This is a genomic window from Rhizobium sp. Leaf384, from assembly GCF_001424065.1.
Taxonomy (GTDB): Bacteria; Pseudomonadota; Alphaproteobacteria; order Rhizobiales; family Rhizobiaceae; genus Ferranicluibacter.
In genome coordinates, this window is sequence record NZ_LMQE01000001.1 from 1,630,120 (window position 1) to 1,655,600 (window position 25,481).

24 protein-coding genes are annotated in these 25,481 nt (G+C 64.1%); 11 read left to right on the forward strand and 13 right to left on the reverse strand.

Features of this window, described 5'->3' with window-relative positions; translation table 11 throughout:
* Positions 1-8 precede the first annotated feature (8 nt).
* The 4 genes from ASG25_RS07515 to ASG25_RS07530 all read right to left on the reverse strand — a co-directional run bounded on the left by ASG25_RS07515 (position 9) and on the right by ASG25_RS07530 (position 3,314).
* On the reverse strand, positions 9-1,085 hold the full coding sequence (locus ASG25_RS07515) for a GTP-binding protein (protein WP_062471370.1): 1,077 nt from the start codon (positions 1,083-1,085) through the stop codon (positions 9-11).
* Positions 1,082-1,390, reverse strand: a complete 309-nt coding sequence (locus tag ASG25_RS07520) for a hypothetical protein (RefSeq protein WP_062471373.1) — start codon at positions 1,388-1,390, stop codon at positions 1,082-1,084. The genes ASG25_RS07515 and ASG25_RS07520 overlap by 4 nt, the downstream gene beginning before the upstream one ends.
* A 1-nt stretch (position 1,391) precedes the next feature.
* Positions 1,392-2,291 (reverse strand): polysaccharide deacetylase, encoded by a 900-nt coding sequence (locus tag ASG25_RS07525; protein WP_062472392.1) that lies wholly within the window; start codon positions 2,289-2,291, stop codon positions 1,392-1,394.
* A 72-nt stretch (positions 2,292-2,363) separates the two neighbouring features.
* Positions 2,364-3,314 (reverse strand): aldo/keto reductase, encoded by a 951-nt coding sequence (locus ASG25_RS07530; protein ID WP_062471376.1) that lies wholly within the window; start codon positions 3,312-3,314, stop codon positions 2,364-2,366.
* Positions 3,315-3,554: 240 nt separating this feature from the next.
* Here ASG25_RS07530 and ASG25_RS07535 point away from each other — a divergent pair, with 240 nt between their 5' ends.
* Positions 3,555-4,541 (forward strand): Gfo/Idh/MocA family oxidoreductase, encoded by a 987-nt coding sequence (locus ASG25_RS07535; protein WP_062471379.1) that lies wholly within the window; start codon positions 3,555-3,557, stop codon positions 4,539-4,541.
* Positions 4,542-4,544: 3 nt separating this feature from the next.
* On the opposite strand, the gene ASG25_RS07540 is transcribed toward ASG25_RS07535, so the two are convergent.
* Positions 4,545-4,808 carry a hypothetical protein gene (locus ASG25_RS07540; RefSeq protein WP_062472394.1) on the reverse strand — a complete coding sequence of 88 codons (264 nt, stop codon included), beginning with the start codon at positions 4,806-4,808 and terminating at the stop codon, positions 4,545-4,547.
* A gap of 140 nt (positions 4,809-4,948) precedes the next feature.
* On the opposite strand from ASG25_RS07540, the gene xseA reads away from it, so the two are divergent.
* The 3 genes from xseA to ASG25_RS07555 all read left to right on the forward strand — a co-directional run bounded on the left by xseA (position 4,949) and on the right by ASG25_RS07555 (position 7,985).
* Positions 4,949-6,526, forward strand: coding sequence for an exodeoxyribonuclease VII large subunit (gene xseA / locus ASG25_RS07545; RefSeq protein WP_062472396.1), 1,578 nt, complete (start codon positions 4,949-4,951; stop codon positions 6,524-6,526).
* A gap of 168 nt (positions 6,527-6,694) precedes the next feature.
* Positions 6,695-7,045 (forward strand): MarR family winged helix-turn-helix transcriptional regulator, encoded by a 351-nt coding sequence (locus ASG25_RS07550; RefSeq protein ID WP_062471381.1) that lies wholly within the window; start codon positions 6,695-6,697, stop codon positions 7,043-7,045.
* Positions 7,046-7,118: 73 nt separating this feature from the next.
* Complete coding sequence (locus ASG25_RS07555; protein WP_062472398.1) at positions 7,119-7,985, forward strand: NlpC/P60 family protein; 867 nt, start codon at positions 7,119-7,121, stop codon at positions 7,983-7,985.
* A 112-nt stretch (positions 7,986-8,097) separates the two neighbouring features.
* Here the strand turns inward: ASG25_RS07555 and ASG25_RS07560 are convergent, their stop codons facing one another.
* The 5 genes from ASG25_RS07560 to ASG25_RS07585 all read right to left on the reverse strand — a co-directional run bounded on the left by ASG25_RS07560 (position 8,098) and on the right by ASG25_RS07585 (position 15,308).
* The gene (locus ASG25_RS07560; protein WP_062471383.1) at positions 8,098-9,060 is read right to left on the reverse strand and encodes a glyoxylate/hydroxypyruvate reductase A; all 963 of its coding nucleotides are present in this window, start codon (positions 9,058-9,060) and stop codon (positions 8,098-8,100) included.
* A gap of 42 nt (positions 9,061-9,102) precedes the next feature.
* Positions 9,103-10,731, reverse strand: a complete 1,629-nt coding sequence (locus ASG25_RS07565) for an ABC transporter ATP-binding protein (RefSeq protein ID WP_062471385.1) — start codon at positions 10,729-10,731, stop codon at positions 9,103-9,105.
* Between the two features lie 232 nt (positions 10,732-10,963).
* Positions 10,964-12,076: an ABC transporter permease gene (locus tag ASG25_RS07575; RefSeq protein ID WP_244479345.1), complete on the reverse strand. Its 1,113-nt coding sequence runs from the start codon at positions 12,074-12,076 to the stop codon at positions 10,964-10,966.
* A 29-nt stretch (positions 12,077-12,105) separates the two neighbouring features.
* Complete coding sequence (locus ASG25_RS07580) at positions 12,106-13,197, reverse strand: microcin C ABC transporter permease YejB (protein ID WP_062471394.1); 1,092 nt, start codon at positions 13,195-13,197, stop codon at positions 12,106-12,108.
* A 203-nt stretch (positions 13,198-13,400) separates the two neighbouring features.
* Entirely contained in the window at positions 13,401-15,308 is a 1,908-nt protein-coding gene (locus ASG25_RS07585; RefSeq protein WP_062471397.1) for an extracellular solute-binding protein, read from the reverse strand.
* A 139-nt stretch (positions 15,309-15,447) separates the two neighbouring features.
* Here ASG25_RS07585 and mepA point away from each other — a divergent pair, with 139 nt between their 5' ends.
* From mepA to ASG25_RS07615, 6 genes are all read left to right on the forward strand, one after another.
* Positions 15,448-16,620: a penicillin-insensitive murein endopeptidase gene (gene mepA / locus ASG25_RS07590; RefSeq protein ID WP_244479330.1), complete on the forward strand. Its 1,173-nt coding sequence runs from the start codon at positions 15,448-15,450 to the stop codon at positions 16,618-16,620.
* 79 nt (positions 16,621-16,699) lie between these two features.
* Positions 16,700-17,080, forward strand: a complete 381-nt coding sequence (locus ASG25_RS07595; RefSeq protein WP_062472400.1) for a methylglyoxal synthase — start codon at positions 16,700-16,702, stop codon at positions 17,078-17,080.
* Between the two features lie 150 nt (positions 17,081-17,230).
* Positions 17,231-18,256 (forward strand): glucokinase, encoded by a 1,026-nt coding sequence (locus ASG25_RS07600; RefSeq protein ID WP_062471400.1) that lies wholly within the window; start codon positions 17,231-17,233, stop codon positions 18,254-18,256.
* A gap of 127 nt (positions 18,257-18,383) precedes the next feature.
* Positions 18,384-20,207, forward strand: coding sequence for an ABC transporter ATP-binding protein (locus ASG25_RS07605; RefSeq protein WP_062471403.1), 1,824 nt, complete (start codon positions 18,384-18,386; stop codon positions 20,205-20,207).
* Positions 20,208-20,231: 24 nt separating this feature from the next.
* Complete coding sequence (gene dapB / locus ASG25_RS07610; RefSeq protein ID WP_062471406.1) at positions 20,232-21,053, forward strand: 4-hydroxy-tetrahydrodipicolinate reductase; 822 nt, start codon at positions 20,232-20,234, stop codon at positions 21,051-21,053.
* Between the two features lie 52 nt (positions 21,054-21,105).
* The gene (locus tag ASG25_RS07615) at positions 21,106-21,741 is read left to right on the forward strand and encodes a 2,3-bisphosphoglycerate-dependent phosphoglycerate mutase (protein ID WP_062471409.1); all 636 of its coding nucleotides are present in this window, start codon (positions 21,106-21,108) and stop codon (positions 21,739-21,741) included.
* Positions 21,742-21,772: 31 nt separating this feature from the next.
* On the opposite strand, the gene ASG25_RS07620 is transcribed toward ASG25_RS07615, so the two are convergent.
* Both ASG25_RS07620 and ASG25_RS07625 read right to left on the reverse strand, forming a co-directional pair.
* Positions 21,773-22,645, reverse strand: a complete 873-nt coding sequence (locus tag ASG25_RS07620; protein ID WP_062472403.1) for a bifunctional helix-turn-helix domain-containing protein/methylated-DNA--[protein]-cysteine S-methyltransferase — start codon at positions 22,643-22,645, stop codon at positions 21,773-21,775.
* 97 nt (positions 22,646-22,742) lie between these two features.
* Entirely contained in the window at positions 22,743-23,243 is a 501-nt protein-coding gene (locus ASG25_RS07625) for a DUF2244 domain-containing protein (RefSeq protein ID WP_062471414.1), read from the reverse strand.
* 22 nt (positions 23,244-23,265) lie between these two features.
* Between ASG25_RS07625 and nth the strand changes: the two genes are divergently transcribed.
* Positions 23,266-24,087, forward strand: a complete 822-nt coding sequence (gene nth, locus ASG25_RS07630; protein WP_062471418.1) for an endonuclease III — start codon at positions 23,266-23,268, stop codon at positions 24,085-24,087.
* A gap of 29 nt (positions 24,088-24,116) precedes the next feature.
* On the opposite strand, the gene ASG25_RS07635 is transcribed toward nth, so the two are convergent.
* Positions 24,117-25,328, reverse strand: a complete 1,212-nt coding sequence (locus ASG25_RS07635) for an MFS transporter (RefSeq protein WP_082479964.1) — start codon at positions 25,326-25,328, stop codon at positions 24,117-24,119.
* Between the last annotated feature and the right edge of the window lie 153 nt (positions 25,329-25,481).

Here is a 25,481-nt window from a genome sequence, read left to right on the forward strand (position 1 = left end):
ATGCGCTCTCAGGTGCGTGCGGGAACGCTCGCCCGGACTTCCGCCTGCGCGCCGACGAAGGCCCTCAACGAGCGCTGGATATCGCCCAGATCGCCGTCTGTGATCAGAACAAGCAGGCTTGCCCTGTCGCATGGCCAGTCTGCGAGGTGAAAGGGCGGATGGATCAGGTGCCGGACGCCGTGCACCACGACAGGAGACCCGACCCCCTCGATATCGAGGATGCCTTTCAGCCGGAGGATGCGCGTCCCATGTCGGTGCACCATCAGCGACAGCCAGAGCGAAAAGCGGGCCCAGGCGATGGGGCGGTCGATCGTCAGGGACATCGCGCGGATATCACCATGACGGTTGCGGTCAGGGGTCGCGTGGACGTGATCGCCATGACGGGCGGCCGCCACCCAGCGACGCGCCTCTGCAGGGCGGGATGCGAGATCGTGGATATCCTGCGTCAACAGCGCGGCCACCTCTGAGGATCTCGCTTGACCCTTGTCGCGGCTGTCGCGTCCGGTCGTCACGATGGTCGTCGTTATGATGGCTGCGGGGTTGATCGCTTCCACCGCGAGGCGGAGCGCCTCCAGATCTTGACCGGAAGCGAGGTCCGCCTTGGTGAGAACGATGCGATCGGCAAGTGCCACCTGCCGCCCGGCTTCCTCGAAGGCCTCCAGGTTGTGCAGGCCGTTCGGTACATCAATGGCCGTGACGACATTGCCGATGGCGAAATGATATTTCAGCATCAGATCGGCGGCGAGCGTCGCGATGATGGGCGCCGGATCGGCAAGGCCCGTCGTCTCAATGACCAGCCGGCGAAAGGCCGGGATATCGCCACGCGCACGACGTTCGAACAGGGCGAGCACCGCGTCCTTCAGGTCGCCGCGAACGGTGCAGCAGACGCATCCGCTCTTGAGGAGCACGATATCACCGTCAACAGACTCAACCAGCAGGTGATCGAGACCGATATCGCCAAATTCATTGATGATGACGGCCGTATCCGCAAGGTCCGGACCGGACAGCAACCGATTGAGAAGCGTCGTCTTGCCGGCGCCGAGAAATCCCGTCAGCACGCTGGCGGTGATCAGGTCCCGCGTCATGTCTGGTCGTCTTCCAGCCGTGACATCAGGCCTGCGTCTAGCGGATCGACGCACGCACCCAGGCTATCGGCCGCCGTCCAGAGGGTGCCAAGGTGATCGACCACGACGCTGCGGCCCGTTGGGCCGCGCAGCACGAACCGGTCGGCCCAGACCGACAGTTTAAGACCGCGCAGGGCCAGCACGCGGTTTGCCGCCGCCGCCTGTCGCATGCGCTCGACGGCCGGAACGGCATCCGTCATGCGCGCGGCGTCGCCGCCCTGGCTCCAGTGATCGGCATTGGCAAAGGCACCGCAGAGGCCGCACATGTCAGGGTTTTGGCCGCTCCGGACCCGAACGGGGGAACCGGGTGGCAAAATCCTGCGCGATCTCTTCCATCGTGACGAATTTCACGCCCTCATACCCTTTCAGCGTTTCGAACAGACGTTCGTGCATCTTCAGCACATGCGGCCGGCCGGAGACGTCGGGGTGAATGGTTATCGGGAAGACGGCATAATCGTAGTTCTCATAGACCCATTCGAACTGGTCGAGCCATTGCTGTTCCAGATCGCGCGGACTGACGAAGCCGTGGCTGTTGGGCGCGGCCTTGATGAACATCATCGGGGGAAGATCGTCGAGGTTCCAGGAGGCCGGGATTTCGATCAGGTCCGTCTCCGGCCCCGCCACATAGGGCTTCATCCAAGTCGAGGGATGCTGCGCATAATCGATCTTCGTCCACGCGTCGCCCACGGTCACGTAATAGGGGAAGTGGTCGTTGTGCATCAGGGAATGATCGTAGAGGATCCCCTTCTCCTTGAGCAGGGCATTGGTCTTGGAGCCGAATTCCCACCAGGGCGCGACATAGCCGCGTGGTGGCCTACCGGAAAGCTGCGTGATCAGCTCGACGCATTTGTCGAAAATGGCCTCTTCCTGCTCAGGCGTCATGGCGATCGGGTTCTCGTGGCTATAGCCATGCATGCCGATCTCGTGGCCCGCATCGGCCACCGCCTTCATCTCATCCCAGAAAGTCTCGATGGAATGGCCGGGAATGAACCAGGTGGTCCTGATGCCCCATTTCTGAAACATCTTCAAAAGGCGGACGCTGCCGACCTTGCCGGCAAAGACGCCGCGAGAGATATCGCAGGGGCTGTCCTCGCCGCCATAGGAACCGAGCCATCCGGCAACGGCATCCACATCGATGCCGTAGGATACGAAGATCTCTTTCGCCATGGCCATTCCTTTCATCCGACGGCACCGAAGCCTCAGCTTAGAGAGGCCTGCCGGCAGGTCAACGGCTCTTTCCTATTCGCTGGCCTCGTTGAGCCGACGGCAGTCCTCCTCCGAGAGCTCGATCTCGGCGGCATTCGTCAGGCTCTGGAGCTGTTCGAGACTGGTGGCACTGGCGATGGGCGCGGTGACGCCGCGGCGCGCCATGATCCAGGCAAGCGCGATTTCAGCCTGCGTCGCCGCCTTCTCCGCCGCGATCTCGTCCAGTGCGCCGAGGATGCGCATGCCGCGCCCATCGAGATACTTGGCAACGCCCTTGCCCCGCACCTTGCCCTCGAGGTCCTTGTGCGAGCGGTACTTGCCCGAAAGGAAGCCGGAAGCGAGGCTGTAATAGGTGATGACGCCAATCTCCTCGGCAATGCAGAGATTGCGCAGCGCGCCATCGAAGCTCGATCGGTCGTAGAGATTGTATTCCGGCTGGAGAACGTCGTAGCGCGGCAGGCCGTTTTCCCGGGCAACGTCGAGCGACTGGCGCAACTGGCCCGCATCGAGGTTGGACGCCCCGATGGCGCGGACCTTGCCCTGCTTCACGAGGGCCTGGTAGGCGCCAAGCGTTTCCTCATATGGCGTGTCCGCATCCGGCCAGTGCGAGAGGTAGAGATCGATATGATCGGTGTTGAGGCGCAGCAGCGAATCGTCGACGGCCTTGGAGATCCACTTTTCCGAAAGTCCCTTGCGGCCCTCGCCCATGTCGGAGCCGACCTTCGTGATGATCACGACCTCGTCGCGCGGGCGCTTTGTCTGACGGAGCCATTTGCCGATGATCATCTCGGATTCACCGCCCTTGTTGCCCGGCGCCCAGGCAGAATAGACGTCGGCGGTGTCGATGGCGTTGAAACCGGCATCGAAGAAGGCGTCCAGCAGACGGAAGGACGTTGTCTCGTCCGCTGTCCAGCCAAATACATTGCCTCCGAAGACCAGCGGCGCGATGGCGATCTCGGTCCGGCCCAGCTGTCTTTTTTCCATGAAAATTCTCCGGTTCGATCTCGATGAAGAGGTTCGGGGCATCCGCCCAGCCTTCGACATAGGGGCCCGCAAGGCCGCCTGACAGGGCCGACCCCCCCAAAAGGTCTAGGGGTCGCAGGTCGATCTGATGGGTAAGGCCGGCCAAAAACATGGGGAAGCGATGCGATCCGGAAGCCGCGACACAGACAGTCTGTCCGTGCCGTGGCATAGTCCGGCGCACAATCCAGGGAGAAGCACAGCATGTTGAGGTTCGGAATTCTGTCGACCGCCAAGATCGGTCGCGATGCGGTCGTCCCCGCCATCCAGGACGCAGAAAACTGCGTGGTCACCGCCATTGCCAGCCGCGACGGCGCTCGGGCCCGCGAAATGGCCGACAGGTTTTCCGTGCCGCACGCCTTTGCCAGCTACGAGGAGATGCTCGCGTCCGACGTGATCGACGCCGTCTACATCCCCCTGCCGACGGCCCAGCACGTCGAGTGGTCCATCCGGGCGGCGGAAGCTGGAAAGCATGTGCTCTGCGAGAAGCCGATCGCTCTCAAGGCGCAGGAGATCGACCGGCTGATCGAGGCGCGCGACCGGACGGGCGTCCTGATTTCGGAAGCCTACATGATCACCTACAGCCCCGTTTGGCACAAGGTGCGGTCGCTGCTGGCCGAGGGTGCCGTCGGCCGGCTGCGGCACGTGCAGGGCGCCTTCACCTATTTCAACCGCGATCCTGCGAACATGCGCAACATTCCCGCACTCGGCGGCGGCGGGCTTCCTGATATTGGCGTGTACCCGACCATGGCGACCCGTTTCTCAACGGGCCTCGAGCCTCAGCGCGTCCAGGCCAACACGGAGCGGGATGCGACGTTCGGCACCGATATCTATTCGAGCGTCAGGGCGGATTTTGGCGCCTTCGAGCTGTCCTTCTACATCTCGACCCAGCTGGCCGCCCGCCAGGTCATGGTTTTCCACGGCGAAGAGGGCGTGATCGAGGTGACCTCCCCGTTCAACGCCGAACGCTACGGCCGTCAGGAAGTGGCCCTGACCAACCAGAACCATAGCCAGTCGCAGCTTTTCCGCTTCCAGGACACGCGCCAATACAAGCTCCAGGCCGAAGCCTTTTCGCGCGCTGCCATGGGGAGCAAAGATGCCGTGGTGACGCTCGAGAACTCGCGCGCCAACCAGGCCTTCATCGACGCGATCTACCGCGCCAGCGACAAGGACGGCTGGGAAGCCGTCTGATGCTCAGACTAGGCCGACGAGGGCGGATGCCGTCGTGCCGGTGGCCAGGATGCGATCGGCCCGCACCGGCAGGAGCGTGCCCTGGGAGATGCCGGCAAGCGTAACGACGGCGCCCGACTGCATCCGCAACGCGACCGCGCCGCGGATCCCCACGAAAATCGCCCGGGTCGTTTCCGGGAGATCGGCGTCGTCGGCAGGCGTGATGTCGAAAGCATGGGTGGCGGGGCTCGAGAGCGAGTCTGCGGTGTGAGCAAAACGGTCGGTCATGGTGGTGCGGTCCTTTTTCGGCTGGTTGTCGTTCGCCGACAGGATGCGGCACCCCGGCCGAGCGTGGAAAACCGGTGGCAAGATTGTTCGCCGGACCGCCGCATCTGGTTTTCACGGCCCGGGCGCGTCACAATGACCACATGAGCTTTACCTCCGATGCCGATTCGCCTTCCAATCTGTGGGAATATTCCGTTTCCGAGCTGTCCGGCTCGATCAAGCGGACAATGGAACAGGCGTTCGACCAAGTTCGCGTCCGCGGCGAGATCTGCGGCTATCGCGGTCCGCATTCCTCGGGCCATGCCTATTTCGGGCTGAAGGACGAACGCGCCCGGATCGATGCCGTGGTCTGGAAAGGCACCATGGGCAAGCTGCGCTTCAAGCCCGAAGAGGGCATGGAGGTGATCGCGGTCGGCAAGGTCACCACCTTCCCGGGCTCCTCCAAATACCAGATCATGATCGAGACGCTGGAGCCGGCGGGCGCCGGCGCCCTGATGGCACTTCTGGAAGAGCGCCGGCGCAGGCTTGCCGCCGAGGGTCTGTTCGAGGAAAGCCGCAAGCAGCTCCTGCCCTTCATGCCACGCGTCATCGGCGTCGTGACGTCGCCAACCGGAGCCGTCATCCGCGACATTCTCCACCGCATTGCCGATCGCTTTCCGGTGCATGTCGTCGTCTGGCCGGTCAAGGTGCAGGGTGAGGGTTCCGGCGACGAGGTGGCAGCCGCCATTCGCGGCTTCAACGCGCTTTCGCCCGGCGGGCCGATCGCGAGGCCCGATGTGCTGATCGTCGCGCGCGGCGGCGGCAGTCTCGAAGACCTCTGGGGCTTCAACGACGAGGCAGTCGTGCGGGCCGCCGCAGCCTCCGACATTCCCCTGATCTCGGCCGTCGGGCACGAGACAGACTGGACGCTCATCGACCATGCGAGCGACCGCCGCGCGCCGACACCGACGGGGGCTGCGGAGATGGCAGTGCCCGTGCGCGCCGACCTCGAGGCGACGCTGTCGTCACTGACCGCCCGCCTGCGCAGCGCGGCCGGACGGCATATGGACAATCGCCGCCAGTCACTGCGGGCCCTGGCACGCGTGTTGCCCTCGCTCGATCAGGTGCTCGCGTTACCGCGCCGCCGTTTCGACGAGGCGGCGTCCGGGCTCGTGCGCGGGCTGGTCAGCAACACGGCCGACAAGCGCCGCAGTTTCGAGCGCGTCGGGGCACATCTTCGTCCCGATATACTGACTGCCCGGATCAACGATCGGCGCCAGCGGCTCCTCGAACGGATGGTGCGGGCCGAACGCAATGTCGAGCGGCTCATCGCGCGGGCCGGCTCGCGCGTAACGTCGGCGGATGTGGCCTTGCGGGGCCTTCCCGCCCGGCTGCTGTCGCAGGTCCATCGCTCGGGCGATCGGCTGAAGGGCCTTTCGGGACGGGCCGATGCCGCCATCATTGCCGATCTGCGCCGGGCCCGCAGCACCGTCTCGGCACAGGATCGCGTGCTGCAATCGCTCTCCTATCAGAACGTGCTTGCCCGCGGCTATGCGATCGTGCGGGATGCGGACGGCGCTCCGGTCAAGGCCGCAGCCACCCTGTCGGCAGGCCAGTCCGTGGCCTTGCAATTTGCCGATGGCACCGTCGGCGCGATCACCACCGAGGGACCAGCACCCAGGCCGCGCAAGCGCGGCAGCGCAGAGCCGTCCGAGCCGGCAAAGCAGGGCAGTCTGTTCTAGGAAATGTCCGGGCGGTAAGGCACTCTCGGTCGTGATCGCGATCAGAGACGCAGCGTGTCCTGCCTCCGATCGTGCCTCGCATGCATCGGAGACCCGACAGGCGAGAACGCTTCCGTAACGATTTTCCGGGACAAGTTGGGATCCGTTTCCAGAACACCCGGAGGGATCATGCCGGTCGAACTGTCCGCAACGCAGGCGCTGACGCTCTGGCACACGGTGTCGCTCGATCAGGTTCGTGTCGAGACCGGCGACTTGACACTGCGGCAGATGGCCATTCTGCTCCATATCTACCTCGTGCCGCCGCCGCATACGGTCCGCGGTCTCGCCGCCACCTTGGGCGTTACCAAGCCGGTGATCACGCGAGCGCTGGACACGATGGGCGAACGTGGGCTGGTGGAGCGGGTTCGCGACGAGCGCGACCGGCGCAATGTCGTGATCAAACGCACCGTGACCGGCGCGCTCTATCTTGAAAAACTTGGCGATCTGATCATTGATCGCGGCCGTAGACTGTCCCTCTGATATGTCGTTTGAAACGCCGTTTCGGGATCGTCATCCCGATCCTTCTCAATCCCCTTCCCTGCGTGTGAACATGATGACCTCTTCCTTCGATCGCCGTCTCCATGCCTTTCGCCCGGATCTTGCAGAGGAAGCGCTGCGCGGCCATGTCGACGCCCTTGCCTTCACCGCGGGCTCGACCGCCGTCTGCTGCGTGCCGGTCATGCCGTTGCGGGCCGAGCCGGATCTCGGCTGTGGCACCGATACGGAACTTCTGATCGGCGAAACGGTGCGCGTGCTCGATACCGCGAACGGCTGGGCATGGGTCAAGGCGGATGCGGACAGTTATGTCGGCTATGTCCCGGATTTCGCCGTGGTCAGTATCCAGAAGAGCCCGACGCACATCATCACAGCGCCGCGCACCTTCGTCTATTCCGGCGCGGATCTCCGCTTTCCCACCGTCCAGGCCCTGTCGATGGGCAGCCGGATCACGGCGATCGACGAGCGCAGCACGCGCGGCACGCGCTATTTTCTTCTGGAGAACGGACAGGCCATCGTTGCGGGTCACTGCGCGCCGGTCGGCGAGGCGCTGCAGGGCGATTACGTCTCGATCGCCGCCCGGTTCGTCGAGACACCCTATCTGTGGGGTGGACGCTCCGGTTTCGGCATCGACTGCTCGGGACTCGTGCAATTGTCGCTGATGATGACCGGGGTCAGCGCGCCGCGCGACACCGACATGCAAGCGGCCTCGTTGGGGCGCGAGATCACCCGCGACACGCTGCGGCGCGGCGACCTTGTCTTCTGGAAGGGCCATGTTGCGATCATGGAAGACGAAACGACCTTGATCCATGCCAACGGCAACACGATGAGCGTGGCACGCGAAGGGCTCGACGAGGCGATCGAACGGATCGGCTGGCTCTACGAGCAGCCGACAGCCTTTCGCCGGCCGGTCGAGAGGCCCTAAAGCGCGGTGGGTGAAAAAGGATTCACACAACGCGCTTCAAGGTCTTGTTCTGATGCATGTCGTTTCCCGAAACCGCTGCACACTTTCGGGCGACATGCATTCAGCCGAGGTATCAATAGCCGGCTGTTCGATCGACCAGATGCTCGAAGGGCAGTCCTGCCTCGTGACGCTTTATCTGCGCCTCCACGTGGCGGAAGAGGGCATTGACGTCTGACGCCGCTGCCGCATGCGGCGTGACGATCGTGTTCGGAAGCGTCCATAGCGGACTATCGGCCTCCAGCGGCTCGGTCGAGAAGACATCCAGCGAGGCACCGTGCAGGACGCCCGAGCGGAGTGACGCGACGATATCGGCTTCCGCCTGGCTACCGCCGCGTCCGGCATTGATGAACACCGGCGCACCGAGCGGCCCCCCGCGGCGGAGCTTTGCGAAAAGCGCCGCATCATAGAGGCCGCGCGTCTCGGCCGTCAGCGGCAGAAGTCCGACGAGCATGTCCGTGCGGGCGAGAAAGGCGTCGAGGCCGTTTTCGTCATAGGTCTCGACCCCGTCGATCGTCTTTTGCCGCCGCGACCAGCCGACGACGGTGAAGCCCATGATCTTCAGTTTGCGCACGGCGTCCTGCCCGAGAACGCCGAGACCCATGACGCCGACGGTGATCTCGCGCGCCTCCGGCTGTGGAAGCTCCGCCCATTCACCCCGCTGAGCCTGCGCCGCATAGCGAGCGTGCTGGCGGAGATGCAGCAGGCACTGCAGCACCACCCATTCGCTCATGCGGGTGGTGAGCGTCGGGTCGACGAAGCGGACCAGAGGCACATCCGGCAATCCGGGCAGGGTCAGCACGTGATCGACCCCTGCGCCGCCGGAGAAGACCGCCTGCAGGTTGGGTGCGCGCGCAAAGAGATCGGGTTGCGACTTCCAGACGACGGCATAGCGCGCCTGCGCAAGATCGCGCCCCGCCTGGTCGGGATCGGCGCGGTTGATGACGTCGCGGCCGGGAAAGGCACGGGAAAGCGCTGCCTTCACGTCATCCGGGTTGAATTTCAGGTCGACGACGACAGGAGCGGCACTGGCAGTCATGTTGATTTTCCCGGATCTGCTTTGGGTTTCGCGCGTCCGAGCCTACTGGCGCACCGCAGGAACGGGCACGGCTTCCAGATCGAAGGCGGCGGCCATAAGGGCCTTGGTATAGTCTTCGCGGGGCGCCGTGAAGATGGTCTCCGCCGGCCCCTTCTCCACCACCTTGCCGAGCCGCATGACGATCATGTCATTGGCCAGCGCCCGCACCACCTTCAGATCATGGCTGATAAAGAGGTAGGCGAGACCGTGGCGCGCCTGCAGGTCGCGCAGGAGGTCGACCACCTGGGCCTGGACGCTCATATCGAGTGCCGAGGTCGGCTCGTCGAGCATGACGAACTGCGGCTTGAGCACCATGGCGCGGGCAATCGCGATGCGCTGGCGCTGGCCGCCCGAAAACTCATGCGGGTATCGCCAGCGCGTTGCAGCGTCGAGGCCCACCTCCTCCAGGGCGGCGGCCACGCGCGCGTCGCGTTCCCGCGCCGACAGGGACGGCTCGTGCACCTTCAGCCCCTCGCCGATGATGTCGGAAACCGCCATGCGGGGCGAGAGTGAGCCGAAGGGATCCTGGAAGACGATCTGCATGCGCCGTCGCAGCGGCCGCATCTGGCTGAAGGAATAGCTCTCGATGTTCTGCCCCTCAAAACCGATACGCCCCTGCGACCCGATCAGCCGGGTGAGGGCAAGGCCGAGGGTCGTCTTGCCTGAACCGGATTCTCCGACCACGCCCAGCGTCTGCCCGGCGCGCAGCGTTAGGTCGATGCCATCGACGGCCTTCACATGATCCACCGTCTTGCGCAGGAAGCCTGCCTTGATCGGAAACCACACCTTCATGTCCGTGGCCTCGATGACGATGGGCTTCGTCTCGTCGGTCGTCGGCGGGGTGCCGCGCGGTTCGGAGGCGAGGAGATGACGGGTATAGGCGTGCTGCGGATTGCCGAAGATCTCGGCGGTCGGCCCCGTCTCCACGATCCGGCCCTTCGTCATGACGCAGACGCGATCGGCAATCTTGCGCACGATGCCGAGATCATGGGTGATGAACAGCATGGACATGCCATGCGCGTCCTTCAGTTGCTTGAGAAGCTCGAGGATCTGCGCCTGCACGGTGACGTCGAGCGCCGTTGTCGGCTCGTCGGCAATCAGCAATTCGGGCCGGTTGGCAAGCGCCATGGCGATCATCACGCGCTGGCGCTGACCGCCGGAGAGCTCGTGCGGATAGGCCTTCAGGCGCTTCTCCGGCTCGCGGATGCCGACCTGGCTTAAGAGCTCCAGCACGCGCGGCCTGGCCTGCGCCGGCTTGATGCCCTGGTGGAGGTCGAGGATCTCGGCGATCTGCCGTTCGATCGAATGGAGCGGGTTGAGCGACGTCATCGGCTCCTGGAAGATCATGGTGATGTCGTTGCCGCGCACGGCACGCAGTTCGGCATCATCGATCGTCAGGAGATCGCGGCCATTGAACAGGATCTGCCCGCTCGGATGGCTAGCGGCGGGATAGGGCAAAAGCTTCAGGATGGAATTGGCGGATACCGACTTGCCGGACCCGGACTCGCCCACAAGCGCCACCACCTCGCCTTTTGCAATGTCGAACGACACACGATCGACCGCCAGGGAGGTCTTGCCGCCCTGATGGAAGGCCACGGAGAGATCGCGCACGGAAAGCAGCGGTTCGGTCATGGGGACAGCGATTCCAGACGTGTGGTGAGCGTGGGGATGTCGGCGCGCAAAAGCCTGACGGCTTCATTCATGCCCGCGGGTGATACAGCATCGGCCATGTCGCCCTGACAGCAAATAGCGTCGTCGGCAGATTGCATGCGGGGCGGGCATGCCGGATCATCGACGTCATATCGCCTTTGGAACGGGCCGGACGCGAGGATACGCCCTTTCATGTGCGCGTGCGAGACACGCATCAACCAAACGTCTTTCGCGGATCGAACGCATCACGCGCGGCTTCGCCGATAAAGATCAGCAGCGACAGCATGATCGACATCACCAGAAAGGCGGTAAGGCCGAGCCAAGGGGCCTGCAGGTTGGACTTGCCCTGTGCGATCAGCTCGCCGAGCGAGGGCGAGCCGGGCGGCATGCCGAAACCGAGAAAGTCGAGCGAGGTCAGCGTGGTGATGGAGCCTGAAAGGATAAAGGGCAGGAAGGTGAGCGTGGCCACCATCGCGTTCGGCAGAAGATGCCGCCACATGATGGTGGCATTGCCGACGCCAAGCGCCCGGGCGGCGCGGACATACTCGAAATTGCGCGCCCGCAGGAATTCGGCCCGCACCACGCCCACGAAACCGACCCAGGAGAACAGCAGCATGATGCCGAGGAGAACGAAGAAGCCGGGCGGAAGGATCGCCGCGATGATCAGCAGGATGTAGAGCACCGGCATGGACGACCAGATCTCGATGAAGCGCTGCATCAGGAGGTCCGTCCAACCGCCGAAATAGCCCTGAATGGCGCCGGCGGTCACGCCGACGATGGCCGAGGCGATGGTCAGCGCCAGGCCGAAGAGCACCGAAATGCGGAACCCGTAGATCGTGCGCGCGGCGACATCTCGCGCCTGATCGTCGGTGCCGAGCCAGTTGAAATTGCCGAGCGTGCAGCCGCGATCCGCCTCGCCCTGCGGGTAGCCCGAACAACGCTCTGTTGCGCTCATCGTCCAGAACGGCGCCGTGGGCGCGGAATGCGGGATATTGGAATTGGCGCTGCGATAAGAATACCGGATCGGCGGCCAGACCATCCAGCCATTCGCCTCGATCTCCTCCCGAATGAAGTCGGAGGCATAGTCGGTTTCGGCCAGAAATCCGCCGAACGTCTCTTCCGGATAGTTGACGAGCACCGGAACGAGCAGTTCGCCTTTGTAGGAGACGAGGATCGGCCGGTCGTTGGCGATGAATTCGGCGCAGAGACTGATGCCGAACAGGGCAAGGAAGATCCAGAGCGACCAGAAGCCACGCCGGTTGGCCTTGAAGTTCTCCCAGCGCCGACGGGCGACGGGGGAAAGCCGACCCGTCTGCGGCGCGGCCATCCCGGACGGGGTTCCAGTGAGCGCCGTCATCAGACGTCCCTCCGCTCGAAGTCGATACGCGGATCGACCCAGGTGTAGATAAGGTCCGATAGCAGACTGACGACGAGGCCCATCAGCGAGAAGATGAAGAGTGTGCCGAACACGATCGGGTAATCCCGCTTGACGACGGCGTCGTAGCCGAGACGGCCAAGGCCATCGAGCGAGAAGATGTATTCGGTCAAGAGCGAGCCGGTGAAGAAGGCCGAGATGAAGGCTGCGGGAAAGCCGGCGATGATGATTAGCATGGCATTGCGAAAGACGTGGCGATAGAGCACCTGCCGCTCCGCCAAGCCCTTTGCCCGGGCGGTGACGACATATTGCTTGCGGATTTCGTCGATGAAGGAGTTCTTCGTCAGCAGTGTCGTCGTGGCAAAGGCCGAGAGCAGCAGTGTGACAAGCGGCAGCGTCATGTGCCAGAGATAATCCAGGATCTTCTGCCACCATGTCAGTTGGCTAAAATTGTCCGAGACCAGGCCCCGCAGCGGAAACCAGTCGAAGAAGGACCCGCCTGCAAAAAGCACGATGAGCAGGATGCCGAACAGGAAGCCCGGCACGGCATAGCCGACGATGACGATGGCAGAGGTCCAGACATCGAAGCGCGAGCCGTCCGAGACCGCCTTCCGGATACCGAGCGGAATCGAGATCGCATAGGAGAGAATGAGGATCCACAGGCCGAGCGAGATCGACACCGGCATCTTGTCGAGGATGAGGTCGATGACGGACGTGTTGCGGAAGAAGCTCTCGCCGAAATCGAAGCGGGCATAGTTCCACATCATCGTGAGGAAGCGCTCGAGCGGTGGTTTGTCGAAGCCGAACTGCTTCTCGAGCTTGGCAATGAAATCCGGATCGAGCCCCTGAGCGCCGCGATAGCTGTTGCCGCTCTGGTCACCGCCGGACGCGCCAGCAAGATCGCCGCCGCCGCCCGACAACCGGTCGCCGCCCTGGTTCGGCCCGGTCAGGTCGGCAATGACCTGCTCGACTGGACCACCGGGTGCAAACTGAACGACAGCGAAGGAGATGGCCATGATACCGATGATCGTCGGGATCATTAGGAGCAGACGCCGCAGAATATAGCCGCCCATTAGACCCGTACCCCTGCCGTTGTCCCGAGCCTTGTTCCCGCCTCTGCTATTGTCACCGACACGACGCGGTCGCGAAGAATGCCGTTACGGCGCCTCGTTTCGTGCGACCCGATGTTCCGATGTACGATCAATGCGCTGACGTTCCCGTTCCTGATTCGCGGTTTGGCCTTATGAAAAGCAGGCCAGCCTGCCACGCAAGGCTTTCATGGAGCTTTCGCGGAAGCCGACCACCAGATCGCAGGAAAGCCGACCGAATACTCCGGCAGATTTTGCGGATGCATCAGATCTTTGGAATAGGCGATTCGCATATCGCGCGACGCATAGGTCGGAACGATGATGTGATGGGCCAGGAGAACCCGATCAAGCGCCTTCGTCGCGGCAACCAGTTCGTCGCGATCCTTCGCAAAGATGACCTTGCGGATGAGGGCATCGACTCCCGGATCGGCAAGGCCCGAGAAGTTCTGCGACCCTTCGCGCGTTGCCGCGGCGGTTCCCCAGTATTCCGTCTGCTCGTTTCCCGGGTTGAGCGACTGTCCCCAGCCCAGATAGATGGAATCGAAATCCTTCGACCGCCAGCGATTGGTGTACTGAGAACTATCAACCGTTCGAACACGTGCTTCGATTCCGATCTTCCGCAGGTTCTGGCTGAAAGGCAAAGCGACGCGTTCGATGGTCGTGCCGTCGAGCAAGATCTCGAAGGTCAGCGGCTTGCCTGTCTTCGTCTCGATCATCTGGTTGTTCTTGAGTTCGTAACCGGCCTCCTTGAGAAGTCCGATCGCCTTGCGCAGGTTATCGCGCAGCTTGGCAGGCTCTCCGCCAACCGGATTGGTATAGGGCTTGGTGAACACGGTTGGGGGCACCTTGTCCTTGAGCTCCGTCAGGATCTCCAGCTCACGCCCTTGGGGAAGCCCCGAGGATGCCAGCTCGGTCGGAAAGAAGAAGCTGTTGATGCGGTCGTATTCGTTGAAGAAAATCGTCCTCTTCAGCTCCTCGAAATCGAACGCGTAGTTCAGAGCCTCGCGGACTCTGACATCCTTGAACGGTTCGCGTCGAAGGTTGAGGATGAAGCCGACCATGACGCCGCTGTCGCGACTGTCGTTCTCCAGCCGCTCAAGCTTGATTCTGCCGTCCTTGATGGCGGGAAAGTCGTAGGAGGTTGCCCAGCGCCGCGCGGAGTTTTCCCACCTGTAGTCTGCGTTGCCCGACCGGAACGCTTCGAACGCGACGTCAAGATCCGCGAAGTAGGTGAAACGGATGCTTGCAAAGTTGTTCTGCCCGACGTTGACGTTCAGGTTCTTTCCCCAATAGTCGTTGCGAAGCTCGTACGAGACGGTCGATCCGGCTTTCATGGAGGTCATCTTGTAGGGGCCGGAACCCATGGGTATCTCAAGGGTCGTGCGGGAGATGTCCCGCGGCTTCCCGGCAGCATCCTTTCCCTCCCACCAATGCTTGGGCACGACGGCCAGGCTGCCCGCCACCTTCGGCAATTCGCGGTTGCCGGTCTCGTCGAACCAGAACGTCACCTCCCGCTCGCCTGTTTTTTCCGCCTTGGTGATATGGCCGTAATAGGAGGCGGCTTTGGGATCGAGCTCTTTCGCCTTATCGAAACTGAAAATCACGTCGTCCGGCGTTACCGGCGCGCCATCGGCCCATTTCGCTTCCGGTCGAAGACGGAACTTGGCCCAGGCAAAATCGTCTGGATAGGCGACAGCCTCGGCCAGAAGGCCATAATCCGTCAGGATCTCGTCCATGGAGGGCTTCATGAGCGTTTCGAACACCAGTCCGACAGACATGCCGGAGGCGCTGGAAACCGGTCCCATCACGCCGGCAGCCAGCTCGCCTTTGGCGAGGATCGAGTTGAAGGTGTCGAACGTGCCCATCGTGGCCAGCCTGACATTCCCTCCCTTCGGCGCATCCGCATTCACATAGTCGAATTTCGTGAATCCCTGCGGATACTTCAGTTCACCCACGGTCGACATGCCATGGCGCCACTGCACATTCTCGGCCTGCGCGGGGCGTGCGGCGACGGCTGTGACAAGGATGGCGGCGGCGATGAGGGCGCGTGTTCCAAAACGCTGTGCCGGGGTTGTCCTGCTCGTCGTCTGCCGCATGCAATTGGTCTCCATGATCACGGTGTTCGCACACAATAGGCAAATTGCGGCCGATTGACAGGCAATGCCCCGGGAGCACCGGAAATCCGTCTTCACATCGGCTTGACCGCAAGTCTGACACAAAGACCGTGTGAGAGAGATGGCTCTCGACGACCCGCCCGATCCCGACAGCACCGGACAGACCCGCATGATATCGCCTCTCTCAAGATTTTCAGCCGGCGCAAGATTTTTCAATGGCGCGCGATTTTCTGGCCATTGGGCGACACGGGCCCTCGTCGCGGCGGCGCTCATCCTGCCGCTCGGACTCGAGCCGGCGCTTTCAGCCGAGCCGCAGACGGCCAAGCAGCTCTTCGGCGCCATGACGCTCCCGAGCAGGACGGCGCCCGCTTCCTTCGGCTCCTATGCCAAGGGATGCCTGTCGGGTGCCGTCGCGCTGCCGGCCGACGGACCCACCTGGCAGGCCATGCGCCTGTCGCGCAACCGGCGTTGGGGCAATCCGCACATGATCGCCTTCCTGGAGCGTTTCTCGCGTGATGCGGCAGAGATCGGTTGGGGCTCGGGCATCCTGCTCGGCGATATCTCCCAGCCGCGTGGCGGGCCGATGCTGACGGGCCATGCCTCCCACCAGATCGGACTCGATGCCGACATCTGGTTCCAGCCAAAGCCCGCACGGCCGATGAGCGTGGCGGAACGCGAAAGCAGGCCTTTCGTGTCCATGCTCGATAAGACCAAGTTTCTCACCGTCAATCCAGACCGCTGGACGCCGACGCATGCCCGGCTGATCATGCTGGCCGCAAGCGAGCCGGAGGTCGACCGGGTGTTCGTCAACCCGGCGATCAAGAAGAAGCTGTGCGACACCTGGACCGGCGACCGGACGTCGATGGGCAAGATCCGGCCGATTTACGGCCATGACGAGCATTTCCACATCCGCATCAAATGCCCGGCCGATTCGCCCGGCTGCAAGCCTCAGGCAGCCGTTGCGCCCGGCGATGGCTGCGACAAGTCGCTTGCCTGGTGGTTCACGAAGGAACCTTGGGCAAAGCCGAAGCCGAACCCGAATACCAAGCCTGTCAAACCGCGCTTCGTGATGCTGTCCGACCTGCCGCAGGCCTGCACGGGCGTGCTTGCCGCACCCGCTTCGTCGGAAGCCGCCTCGACCTTCGGCGGCAAGGTTCCGGTCTCAGCGCCGATCACGCGGTCCATGGCCGACCCGTCGTCGAGTACCCTGCCGTCGTCAGCCAATGTTCCGCCGGCCTCCGTCGGCGACCCCGCTGTTCCTCTTCCCACCCGCCGACCGGGCGCAACACAGTAGCGTGCCGGCGTCGCACTTTCCCCTTGAACCGGTTCGGGTTCCGGGAAATATGGGCGACGAGGATGAGGCGGAGGACGGAATGACCGGTCGCAAATGCATGGCGCTGATTGCGCATGACCTGAAGAAGCAGGACATGGCGGAGTTCGCCAAAGCCCACGAGAACGTGCTGTCGGAATGGCGGATCGTCGCAACCGGCACCACGGGCGGCCGCGTGCAGGACGCATGCCCCGGCCTCGACGTGACGCGCCTGAAAAGTGGACCTCTCGGTGGTGACCAGCAGATCGGCGCGCTGATCGCCACGGGTGATGTCGATCTGCTGATCTTCTTCATCGATCCGCTGACGGCTCTGCCGCACGATGTCGACGTGAAGGCCCTGACGCGGCTCGCGACCGTCTACGACATTCCCATGGCGCTGAACCGTGCGACCGCCGAGCGCCTGGTGGATTTCCGGCCGCTCTGAGAAGTTGTCGCGTCCGGCTCAGCCTGACGTTTCGACTTTTGGACTGGAGCGGTTCTGCAAAACATGCGAAGCGCTTCCGCCCTTGCCCCGCCAGTCCGGCAGGCTGGTGCCTGTCGACCCTCAGCCCCATCGTTTTCCTTAGGAGGTTTCATGCCCGCGTCTGCAGAAACGGTTCCCGGCCTCGCCTTTCCCATCCTGGTCGGGGACATCGGCGGGACGAATGCCCGTTTCGCGCTCCTGACGGACGCGACGGCTGCCCCGGTCGTCTTTCCCGTGGTGCCGACAGGCGGCTATCCCAGCATCCAGGCAGCGCTGGAGATCGGCGTGCTGCCCCGCGCTCCGCTTCGCCCGCGCTCGGCCATCATCGCGGTGGCCGCGCCCGTCAAGGGCAACCAGATCCCGCTGACCAATGCCGGCTGGGTGATCACGCCGGCGGACATGATCGCCACGCTCGGCCTTTCCGACGTCATCGTCATCAATGATTTCGAGGCGCAGGCTCTCGCCGTTGCGGCGATCGCAAAGACGGATTGCGCGCAGATCGGTACGGGCGTGCCGATGGAGAGCGCCTCCTGCGCCGTCCTTGGTCCGGGCACAGGCCTCGGCGTTGCCGGCCTCCTACATACGCACGGCACCTATTTCCCCATTCCCGGCGAGGGCGGCCACGTGGACATCGGCCCGCGCACGCGCCGCGATACCGCACTCTGGCCGCATCTCGAAACCATCGAGGGCCGCATCTCTGCCGAACAACTTCTGTGCGGCCGCGGCATCGTCAATATCTACCAGGCCATCTGCCAGACGGACGGCTTGACGCCGGAGCACACCGATCCGGCCGACATCACGGCGGCGGGGCTCGCCGGCACCGAACCGGCCTGTGTCGAAACGCTGTCGCTCTTTGCCGGATATCTCGGTCGGGTGGCAGGCGACATGGCGCTGATCTTCATGGCGCGCGGCGGCGTCTATCTGGCTGGCGGCATCTCGCAGAAGATCCTGCCTGCGCTGCAGCAGCCCGAATTCCGCGCGGCCTTCGAGGACAAGGCGCCGCATTCGGCCCTGATGCGCTCGATCCCCACCTATGTCGTCACCCACCCCTTTGCCGCACTGGCAGGCCTTGCGGCCTTCGCGCAGACTCCGGCCCGGTTCGGCGTGGCAACCACAGGGCGTCACTGGAGGGCCTGAACCGGACCGGCTGGCCCGGGGCCATACCCTCGAAACGGGGGGGGGAGACTCGCCAAATGGCTCTCAAGGCACTATAGAGCGCGGCCAAGCATCCGATCGAAGGACCGCTCGGTCAGGGAAAGAGCTTTTGAAAGATCAGAAGAAGAAGCACACGCCAGTGGACGCCGACACGATCACCAGCGTGCTCAAGCGGGTCGCGCGGGAGAACGGGCGGGCACATCTCAAAGGCTATCTGTTTGCGATCGCTTGCCTTGCGCTCGTAGCGGGGTCGACGGCGTTCACGGCCTGGATCATGGAAGCCGTCGTCAACGAGGCGTTTGCCAACAAGCGGGCCGACATGGTCCTCATCATCTGCGCCGCCATCTTCGTTGCTTTCGTCGTGCGCGGCTTTGCCACCTATGGCCAGGCAGTCGCCTTGTCGAAGATCGGCAACAACATCGTGGCGAGCTACCAGCGCCGGCTCTACGCCCATCTGATGGCTCTGAGCGTCGGTTACTTCACCGATTCCCGCTCCGCCCGGATCTCCGCCAAGATCAGCCAGAACGTATCGGGCATCCGCGACGTCCTCAACATGACGGTCACCTCGATCGCACGCGACCTGCTGACGCTGATCGCGCTGATCGGCGTGATGATCGGCAAGGACTGGGTGCTGACGATCATTGTTTTCCTGATCGCTCCGCCTTTGCTGATCGGCCTTCGCTACGTGTCGCGGCGGCTGCGCAACGCGACGCGCGAATCGGTCGAGATCAACAGCCATGTGCTGGGTGCCATGCAGGAGACGATCCAGGGGATCACGATCGTCAAGGCCTTCACCATGGAGGAGCAGTTGAAAAGCAAAGTCGAGGCGATCATCGCGCGCGCGGAGAACCGCGCCAACCGGATCGCTCGCCTGTCCGAGCGCACTGCCCCGATGACGGAGACTTTTGCGGGCTTTGCCATTGCCAGCGTCCTCGGCTACGCCGCCTTCCGCTCGATCTACGACAACGTCCCGCCTGGCGCCTTCTTCTCCTTCGTCACCGCGCTTCTCATGGCCTACGATCCGGCACGGCGCCTCGCGCGCCTGCAGGTGTCGATGGAGCGCGCCGCCGTCAACGCACGGATGATCTACGAGGTGCTCGACACCGTGCCGCACCAGCGCGACAAGGCCGACGCCCGGGCCTTGGAGGTCTCCTCCGCGACGATCACCTTCAACAATGTCCATTTTTCCTACGGCACCGGCGACGAGATCCTGCGGGGCGTCAGCTTCGTGGCCGAAGGCGGCAAGACGACGGCTCTGGTCGGCCCGTCCGGCGCTGGCAAATCCACTGTGATCAGCCTCATTCCGCGCTTCTACGATCCGTCGGAAGGCGAAATCCTGATCGACGGTCAGGACATCGCCCATATCACCAAGCTGTCGCTGCGGAACGGGCTCGCCTATGTCTCGCAGCAGCCATACCTCTTTGAAGGCTCGATCGGCGACAATATCCGCTATGGCCGACCCGAGGCGACAGACGAAGAGGTGTTCGAGGCTGCCCGTCTCGCCTATGCGCATGATTTCATTCTTGCCCAGCCGCAAGGCTACGACACGCCTGTCGGCGAAAACGGCGTGACGCTTTCGGGCGGACAGCGTCAGCGGCTTTCGATCGCCCGCGCGCTGGTCCGGCGCGCGCCGATCCTGCTTCTCGACGAAGCCACCTCCTCGCTCGATACCGAATCCGAATCCGCGGTGCAGAAGGCGCTCGACCATGCCATGAACGGGCGAACCGTCGTCGTGATCGCGCACCGCCTCTCCACGATCGTCAATGCCGACAAGATCATCGTCATGCGCGACGGGCGGGTGGTCGAGGAAGGCACGCATATGGAGCTTGCGGATCGTAAGGACGGGCTTTACGCTCGCCTCCACAACCTTCAGGGCAGCCAGACGACCGAGATTCTCGATGACCTCGTCGACAGCACGGACCGGACCAGATGAGCCCCATTGCATGAGCCTTGCAGCATGAGCACGTCGGATATGAACCTCGTCGTCGTGGGCGCGGCGGGCCGCATGGGCCAGACGCTGATCCGGACGATCCAGGCCATGCCGGGTGTCAGCCTGTCGGCCGCCGTTGCACGCTCCGGCTCGCCGTTCGTCGGACGCGACGCCGGCGAGATCGCGGGGCTCGGCCCCATCGGCATTCCCGTGACGGACGATCCGCTCCAGGCCTTCGTCGAGGCCGACGGCGTTCTCGATTTCACGACGCCGGCCACCAGCGTCGCGTTTTCCGGCCTGGCCGCGCAAGCGCGCATCGTCCATGTGATCGGCACCACCGGATGCTCGGCCGACGACGAGGCGCGGTTCGAAGCGGCGGCGCGGCATGCACGGGTGGTCAAGTCGGGCAATATGAGCCTCGGCCTCAATCTCCTCGGCGTTCTCGTGCAACAGGCGGCCCGCGCCCTTCCCGCTTCCGGATGGGACCTGGAAATCCTGGAAATGCACCACAAGCACAAGGTCGACGCTCCTTCGGGCACGGCGCTTCTGCTCGGGGAGGCTGCGGCCCGCGGCCGCGGGATCGACCTCGAAGACCAATCCGTGCGCGTGCGCGACGGCCACACGGGGCCACGGCCCGAGGGCACGATCGGCTTTGCAACGCTGCGCGGCGGTTCCGTCATCGGCGAACATTCCGTCATTCTCGCCGGCGAAGGCGAGACCGTGACGCTGTCGCATTCGGCCACCGACCGTTCGATCTTTGCGCGCGGGGCCGTTACCGCAGCGCTCTGGGCGCGGACGCGCAAACCCGGCTACTACACCATGCTGGACGTGCTGGGGCTCGCCGGCTGAGGCATTTCCAGCACGTCCCCGACGTCAACACCGAAACGAGGAATGAACGATCATGAGCGGAACGCTTGTCCTGGTGCGTCATGGCCAGAGCGAATGGAACCTGAAGAACCTCTTCACCGGCTGGAAGGACCCCGACCTGACCCCGCTCGGGATCGAGGAGGCCGAGACTGGCGGCAAGGCGCTTGCCGCCACCGGGCTGAAATACGACATCGCCTTCACCTCCGACCTGACCCGGGCGCAGAAGACCCTGAAGATCATTCTCGATGCCGTCGGCCAGCCCGAGCTCGAGACGATCCGCAACCAGGCGCTCAACGAGCGCGACTATGGCGACCTGTCGGGTCTCAACAAGGACGATGCGCGCGCCAAGTGGGGCGAGGAGCAGGTGCATATCTGGCGCCGGTCCTACGACGTCCCTCCTCCGGGTGGCGAGAGCCTGCGTGACACCGGTGCCCGTGTCTGGCCGTATTACCTCACCGAGATCCTGCCGCGCGTGCTGAAGGGCCAGACGGTGCTGGTCGCCGCGCATGGCAATTCGCTGCGCGCGCTGGTCATGGTGCTCGATCGGCTGACCAAGGAGGAGATCCTCAAGCTCAACCTGGCGACCGGCGTGCCGATGGTCTACACGCTCAATCCGGATTCGACCGTCGCCTCGAAAGAGGTTCTCGGCGATATGTCGGGCGCACACTGACCTGCACGCACGCATGACGGGCGGGGATGGATCAGACCTTCCCCGCTTCCCAGCCGAGCATGGCGCGCTTGCGTGTCAGGCCCCAGTGATATCCGGTCAGCGCGCCACTCTTGCCGACCGCACGGTGGCAGGGAACGACGAACGAGATGGGGTTGCGGCCAATGGCGGCACCCACGGCGCGGGACGCCCTGGGTTGACCGATCCGGCCGGCGATCGCCGAATAGGTTTCCGCGCGTCCCATGGGAATGTCGAGGAGGGCCTGCCATACCCGGACCTGGAAATCCGAACCGATCAGCACGATCCGAAGCGGCTGCTCGGCGTCCCAGTGCCCAGGCTCGAAGATCCGCGCGGCGTAGGGTGTGGTGGCGGCAACGTCCTCCACATAGGTGGCGTTCGGCCAGCGGCCGGCCATATCCTGAAAACTTTCCCGTTCGCTGCCCGTATCATTGAAGGCAAGGCCGGCAAGACCGCGATCCGTGACCATGATGAGCGCCGTGCCGAACGGTGATGGGTGGAAGCCGTACCGGATCGTCAGGCCCCCACCCCTGAGCTTCCATTCACCGGGCGACATGGCCTCGTGGGTGACGAACAGGTCGTGCAGCCGTCCCGGACCGGACAGGCCGAGTTCAAGGCTTGCCTCGAGGAGAGGCAGGCCCTCCGTTCCGAGCAGACGCTTGGCGTGGTCGAGCGTCACCGCCTGGAGAAATGCCTTGGGCGACAAGCCCGCCCAGCGCGTGAATATGCGCTGGAGATGCGTCGGCGACTGCCCGAGCCGCGCGGCGAGCTCCTCAAGGCCCGGCTGTTCCCGATAATCGCCCGTCAGCAGTTCGACCACACGGCAGACCGTATCGTAATCGCTCCCCTCGGGGGTGATCTCGCTTGTCAGGCGCGGCATGATCGTCATCGTCGTCTTCTCCTCGTCCTCGCGGCCGGCACATATGCGATGCCGCCGGCCGTAGAACAGCATGCGCGCTCGCCCGCCGCCACCCGATTTGCGACGATCAGCCCCGCCGCTTCACCGTGGCCAGCGCGCCGGAAAAGGCGGTGGCGAAGGTCTCGCGGTCGTCGCGATTGAGGAAGGACCCGATGTCGGTACCGCGCCGGCGATCGTGGACATGCATGGAAACGATGCCGATCTCGTCGTGGCGGGCGACATCGAAGCGCGTCCAGAACGGATTGAACCGGTGCTCCGTCATGTGGCCGGCGGCCGTAAACTTGCGCACGGCGACATCGGTGCGCGAAACGCTGACCTCTTCACGCATGCGCGCCGAACGATTGTTTAGCCAGAAGGCGCCGAACAGAAGCACGAAGTCGAGCCCGAAGAACAGAACGACCGGCCAGGCGCCGATGACAAGGAACACGAAGACATGAACGAGGCTCATCAGCGCGGCCAGCAGGAAGACCACACGCAGACCTTTCCGGCCGAGCGAGCGATGCGGCGTCAGCTCCGCGGCGAAAACAGGCGTTTCGGCAGAGCGTATGTCGGCGTTGCCATCGTTCATGGCCCACCATTATAGAGGAGACATGAAAGACCCGAAACCGAAATCCGTGGACCCTGCAGCGCTCGAGCCCGCGGCAAAGCCGCGCAACCCCAAGGCTGCGGCGACCCCGCGCCCTCTCAAGGCGCCGGCGAAGGCCTCGAAGGCGCGCGTGCGCACGCCGAAAAGCGCCTACACGCGCGAGGAAGTCGAGGAGATCTTCCGCCGTTTTTCCGTGCAGCGGCCCGAGCCGAAGGGCGAGTTGATCTACCTCAACCCCTTCACGCTGGTCGTCGCCGTGGCGCTGTCGGCCCAGGCTACCGATGTCGGGGTCAACAGGGCGACGAAGGGCCTGTTTGCCGTCGCCGATACGCCGGAAAAGATGCTGGCGCTCGGCGAGGATGCGGTGCGCGAACATATCCGCACGATCGGCCTCTACCGCAACAAGGCCAAAAACGTCATCGCGCTCAGCCGCAAGCTGGTCGAGGATTTCGGCGGCGAGGTGCCGCGCGACCGGGACGCCCTGGTGACCTTGCCCGGCGTCGGACGCAAGACCGCCAATGTGGTCCTGTCGATGGCCTTCGGCCAAGCGACGATCGCTGTGGACACGCATATCTTCCGCATCGCCAACCGGATCGGGCTTGCTCCGGGCAAGACGCCGGATCAGGTGGAAGACCATCTCGTGCGGATCATCCCCGATCATTATCTCTTCCACGCCCATCACTGGCTGATCCTGCACGGACGCTACACCTGCAAGGCGCGCCGTCCCGAATGCGAGCACTGCGTGATCGCCGACCTGTGCAAGGCAGCGGAAAAGTCCAACACCATCCCCGCGCCGCTGGTTCCCCTTCCGCCGCAGGTGTTCTGAACGCGACCGCAGGCGCGCAAGGCGCCGCGTCAGCGGCGTTCGGTCAGGCTGTAGAGAAGAGCCGCAGCCGGGAGGGAGAAGCCGAGAAGCGAAGCGCCCCACCAGCCCCAATGGGCGTAGAGCCAGGCCCCGGCCGCCGAACCCATTGCGCCGCATAGAAAGAACGTCGCCATATAGAGGCCATTCAGACGGCTGCGATGCTCGTCGCCGAGCACGTAGATCGCCCGCTGCCCGAGCACCAACGTCGTCGACACCGCAAAGTCGAGACCAATGGCGGCAAGCGTCAGGACGGCAAGCGAGACCGTCGAGCTTTCCGGCGCGAGATGGGTGACGAGAAAGGCGCAGGCGCCGCCGATCAGCGCGATGCGGGTGGCGGCAAAGCTGAGGTTCCTGTCCGCCAGGCGCCCGGCGATGGGGGCGGCCAGCGCGCCGGATGCTCCCGCGAGTGCGAACAGGGCGATACCCGCCTGAGACAGACCAAAGGTCGGGCTTGCGAGCAGGAGCGGCGTCACGGTCCAGAAAACGCTGAAAGCCGCGAACATGCACCCCTGATAGGCCGCGCGCCGCCGCAGCACCGGCTGCGTGGCAACGAGCCGCGGCAGCGAGCCGATCAATGCCGTATAGGCAAGGCGGGAGGTCGGCATGCGGCGCGGGAGCACGCGCGCCAGAAACAGCGCAAGACCGCTCATGCAGAGGGCGGAGAGAACGAAGACCATATGCCACGGCAGGAAGGCAGCGATGAAGCTCGAGGCCGGACGGGCCAGCATGATCCCGACCATCAGTCCGCTCATGACATTCCCGACCGCGCGCCCCCGTTCGGCCGGAGACACCATCTGCGCCGCATAGGGAACGATGATCTGGACCGCCACACAGCAGAGCCCGATGGCGAAGGCCGTCGCCAGGAACGCCGCAGCCTGCGTCACCAGGCCGGCCGACAGGACCGCGAGAATGGAAAGGCCCAGCATCACCAGAATGAGCTTCCGGTTCTCGAAGAGATCCCCGAGAGGCACGATCAGCAGAAGACCGAGGCCATAACCGAGCTGCGTCAGCGTGACGATCAATCCGGCCGCATCCGGCGAGAGCCCGAGTGAGGCGCCGATGGGACCGACGAGCGGCTGAGCAAAGTAGAGGTTTGCGACGATGAGGCCGCACGCTGCGGCCAGAACAAGGCTCAGCCGCCTCGAAAGTCCGCTCGTACCAGGATCTTCCATCCCAGCCGGCTTCGACGTGGTGGCCGACATCAACCCACTCCCTTCCCCATCCATATGCTCCGTCGCAAAGGCATGGAGACGTCTTGCAGAGGTTCGTCCCCCCAAGCGCCCTCTCCCCCGGCGGATCGAACACCCTCCCCGGGCGATACGCCGCCGATATGCCATGCTGTCCTGCCGATCGCA

Excerpts from the sequence above, each read along its gene's own strand:
- ASG25_RS07515 (WP_062471370.1), bottom strand. The coding sequence starts at position 1,085 with ATGACGCGGGACCTGATCACCGCCAGCGTGCTGACGGGATTTCTCGGC.
- ASG25_RS07520 (WP_062471373.1), bottom strand. The coding sequence starts at position 1,390 with ATGTGCGGCCTCTGCGGTGCCTTTGCCAATGCCGATCACTGGAGCCAG.
- ASG25_RS07525 (WP_062472392.1), bottom strand. The coding sequence starts at position 2,291 with ATGGCGAAAGAGATCTTCGTATCCTACGGCATCGATGTGGATGCCGTT.
- ASG25_RS07530 (WP_062471376.1), bottom strand. The coding sequence starts at position 3,314 with ATGGAAAAAAGACAGCTGGGCCGGACCGAGATCGCCATCGCGCCGCTG.
- ASG25_RS07535 (WP_062471379.1), top strand. The coding sequence starts at position 3,555 with ATGTTGAGGTTCGGAATTCTGTCGACCGCCAAGATCGGTCGCGATGCG.
- ASG25_RS07540 (WP_062472394.1), bottom strand. The coding sequence starts at position 4,808 with ATGACCGACCGTTTTGCTCACACCGCAGACTCGCTCTCGAGCCCCGCC.
- xseA (WP_062472396.1), top strand. The coding sequence starts at position 4,949 with ATGAGCTTTACCTCCGATGCCGATTCGCCTTCCAATCTGTGGGAATAT.
- ASG25_RS07550 (WP_062471381.1), top strand. The coding sequence starts at position 6,695 with ATGCCGGTCGAACTGTCCGCAACGCAGGCGCTGACGCTCTGGCACACG.
- ASG25_RS07555 (WP_062472398.1), top strand. The coding sequence starts at position 7,119 with ATGACCTCTTCCTTCGATCGCCGTCTCCATGCCTTTCGCCCGGATCTT.
- ASG25_RS07560 (WP_062471383.1), bottom strand. The coding sequence starts at position 9,060 with ATGACTGCCAGTGCCGCTCCTGTCGTCGTCGACCTGAAATTCAACCCG.
- ASG25_RS07565 (WP_062471385.1), bottom strand. The coding sequence starts at position 10,731 with ATGACCGAACCGCTGCTTTCCGTGCGCGATCTCTCCGTGGCCTTCCAT.
- ASG25_RS07575 (WP_244479345.1), bottom strand. The coding sequence starts at position 12,076 with ATGGCCGCGCCGCAGACGGGTCGGCTTTCCCCCGTCGCCCGTCGGCGC.
- ASG25_RS07580 (WP_062471394.1), bottom strand. The coding sequence starts at position 13,197 with ATGGGCGGCTATATTCTGCGGCGTCTGCTCCTAATGATCCCGACGATC.
- ASG25_RS07585 (WP_062471397.1), bottom strand. The coding sequence starts at position 15,308 with ATGCGGCAGACGACGAGCAGGACAACCCCGGCACAGCGTTTTGGAACA.
- mepA (WP_244479330.1), top strand. The coding sequence starts at position 15,448 with ATGGCTCTCGACGACCCGCCCGATCCCGACAGCACCGGACAGACCCGC.
- ASG25_RS07595 (WP_062472400.1), top strand. The coding sequence starts at position 16,700 with ATGACCGGTCGCAAATGCATGGCGCTGATTGCGCATGACCTGAAGAAG.
- ASG25_RS07600 (WP_062471400.1), top strand. The coding sequence starts at position 17,231 with ATGCCCGCGTCTGCAGAAACGGTTCCCGGCCTCGCCTTTCCCATCCTG.
- dapB (WP_062471406.1), top strand. The coding sequence starts at position 20,232 with ATGAGCACGTCGGATATGAACCTCGTCGTCGTGGGCGCGGCGGGCCGC.
- ASG25_RS07615 (WP_062471409.1), top strand. The coding sequence starts at position 21,106 with ATGAGCGGAACGCTTGTCCTGGTGCGTCATGGCCAGAGCGAATGGAAC.
- ASG25_RS07620 (WP_062472403.1), bottom strand. The coding sequence starts at position 22,645 with ATGACGATCATGCCGCGCCTGACAAGCGAGATCACCCCCGAGGGGAGC.
- ASG25_RS07625 (WP_062471414.1), bottom strand. The coding sequence starts at position 23,243 with ATGAACGATGGCAACGCCGACATACGCTCTGCCGAAACGCCTGTTTTC.
- nth (WP_062471418.1), top strand. The coding sequence starts at position 23,266 with ATGAAAGACCCGAAACCGAAATCCGTGGACCCTGCAGCGCTCGAGCCC.
- ASG25_RS07635 (WP_082479964.1), bottom strand. The coding sequence starts at position 25,328 with ATGTCGGCCACCACGTCGAAGCCGGCTGGGATGGAAGATCCTGGTACG.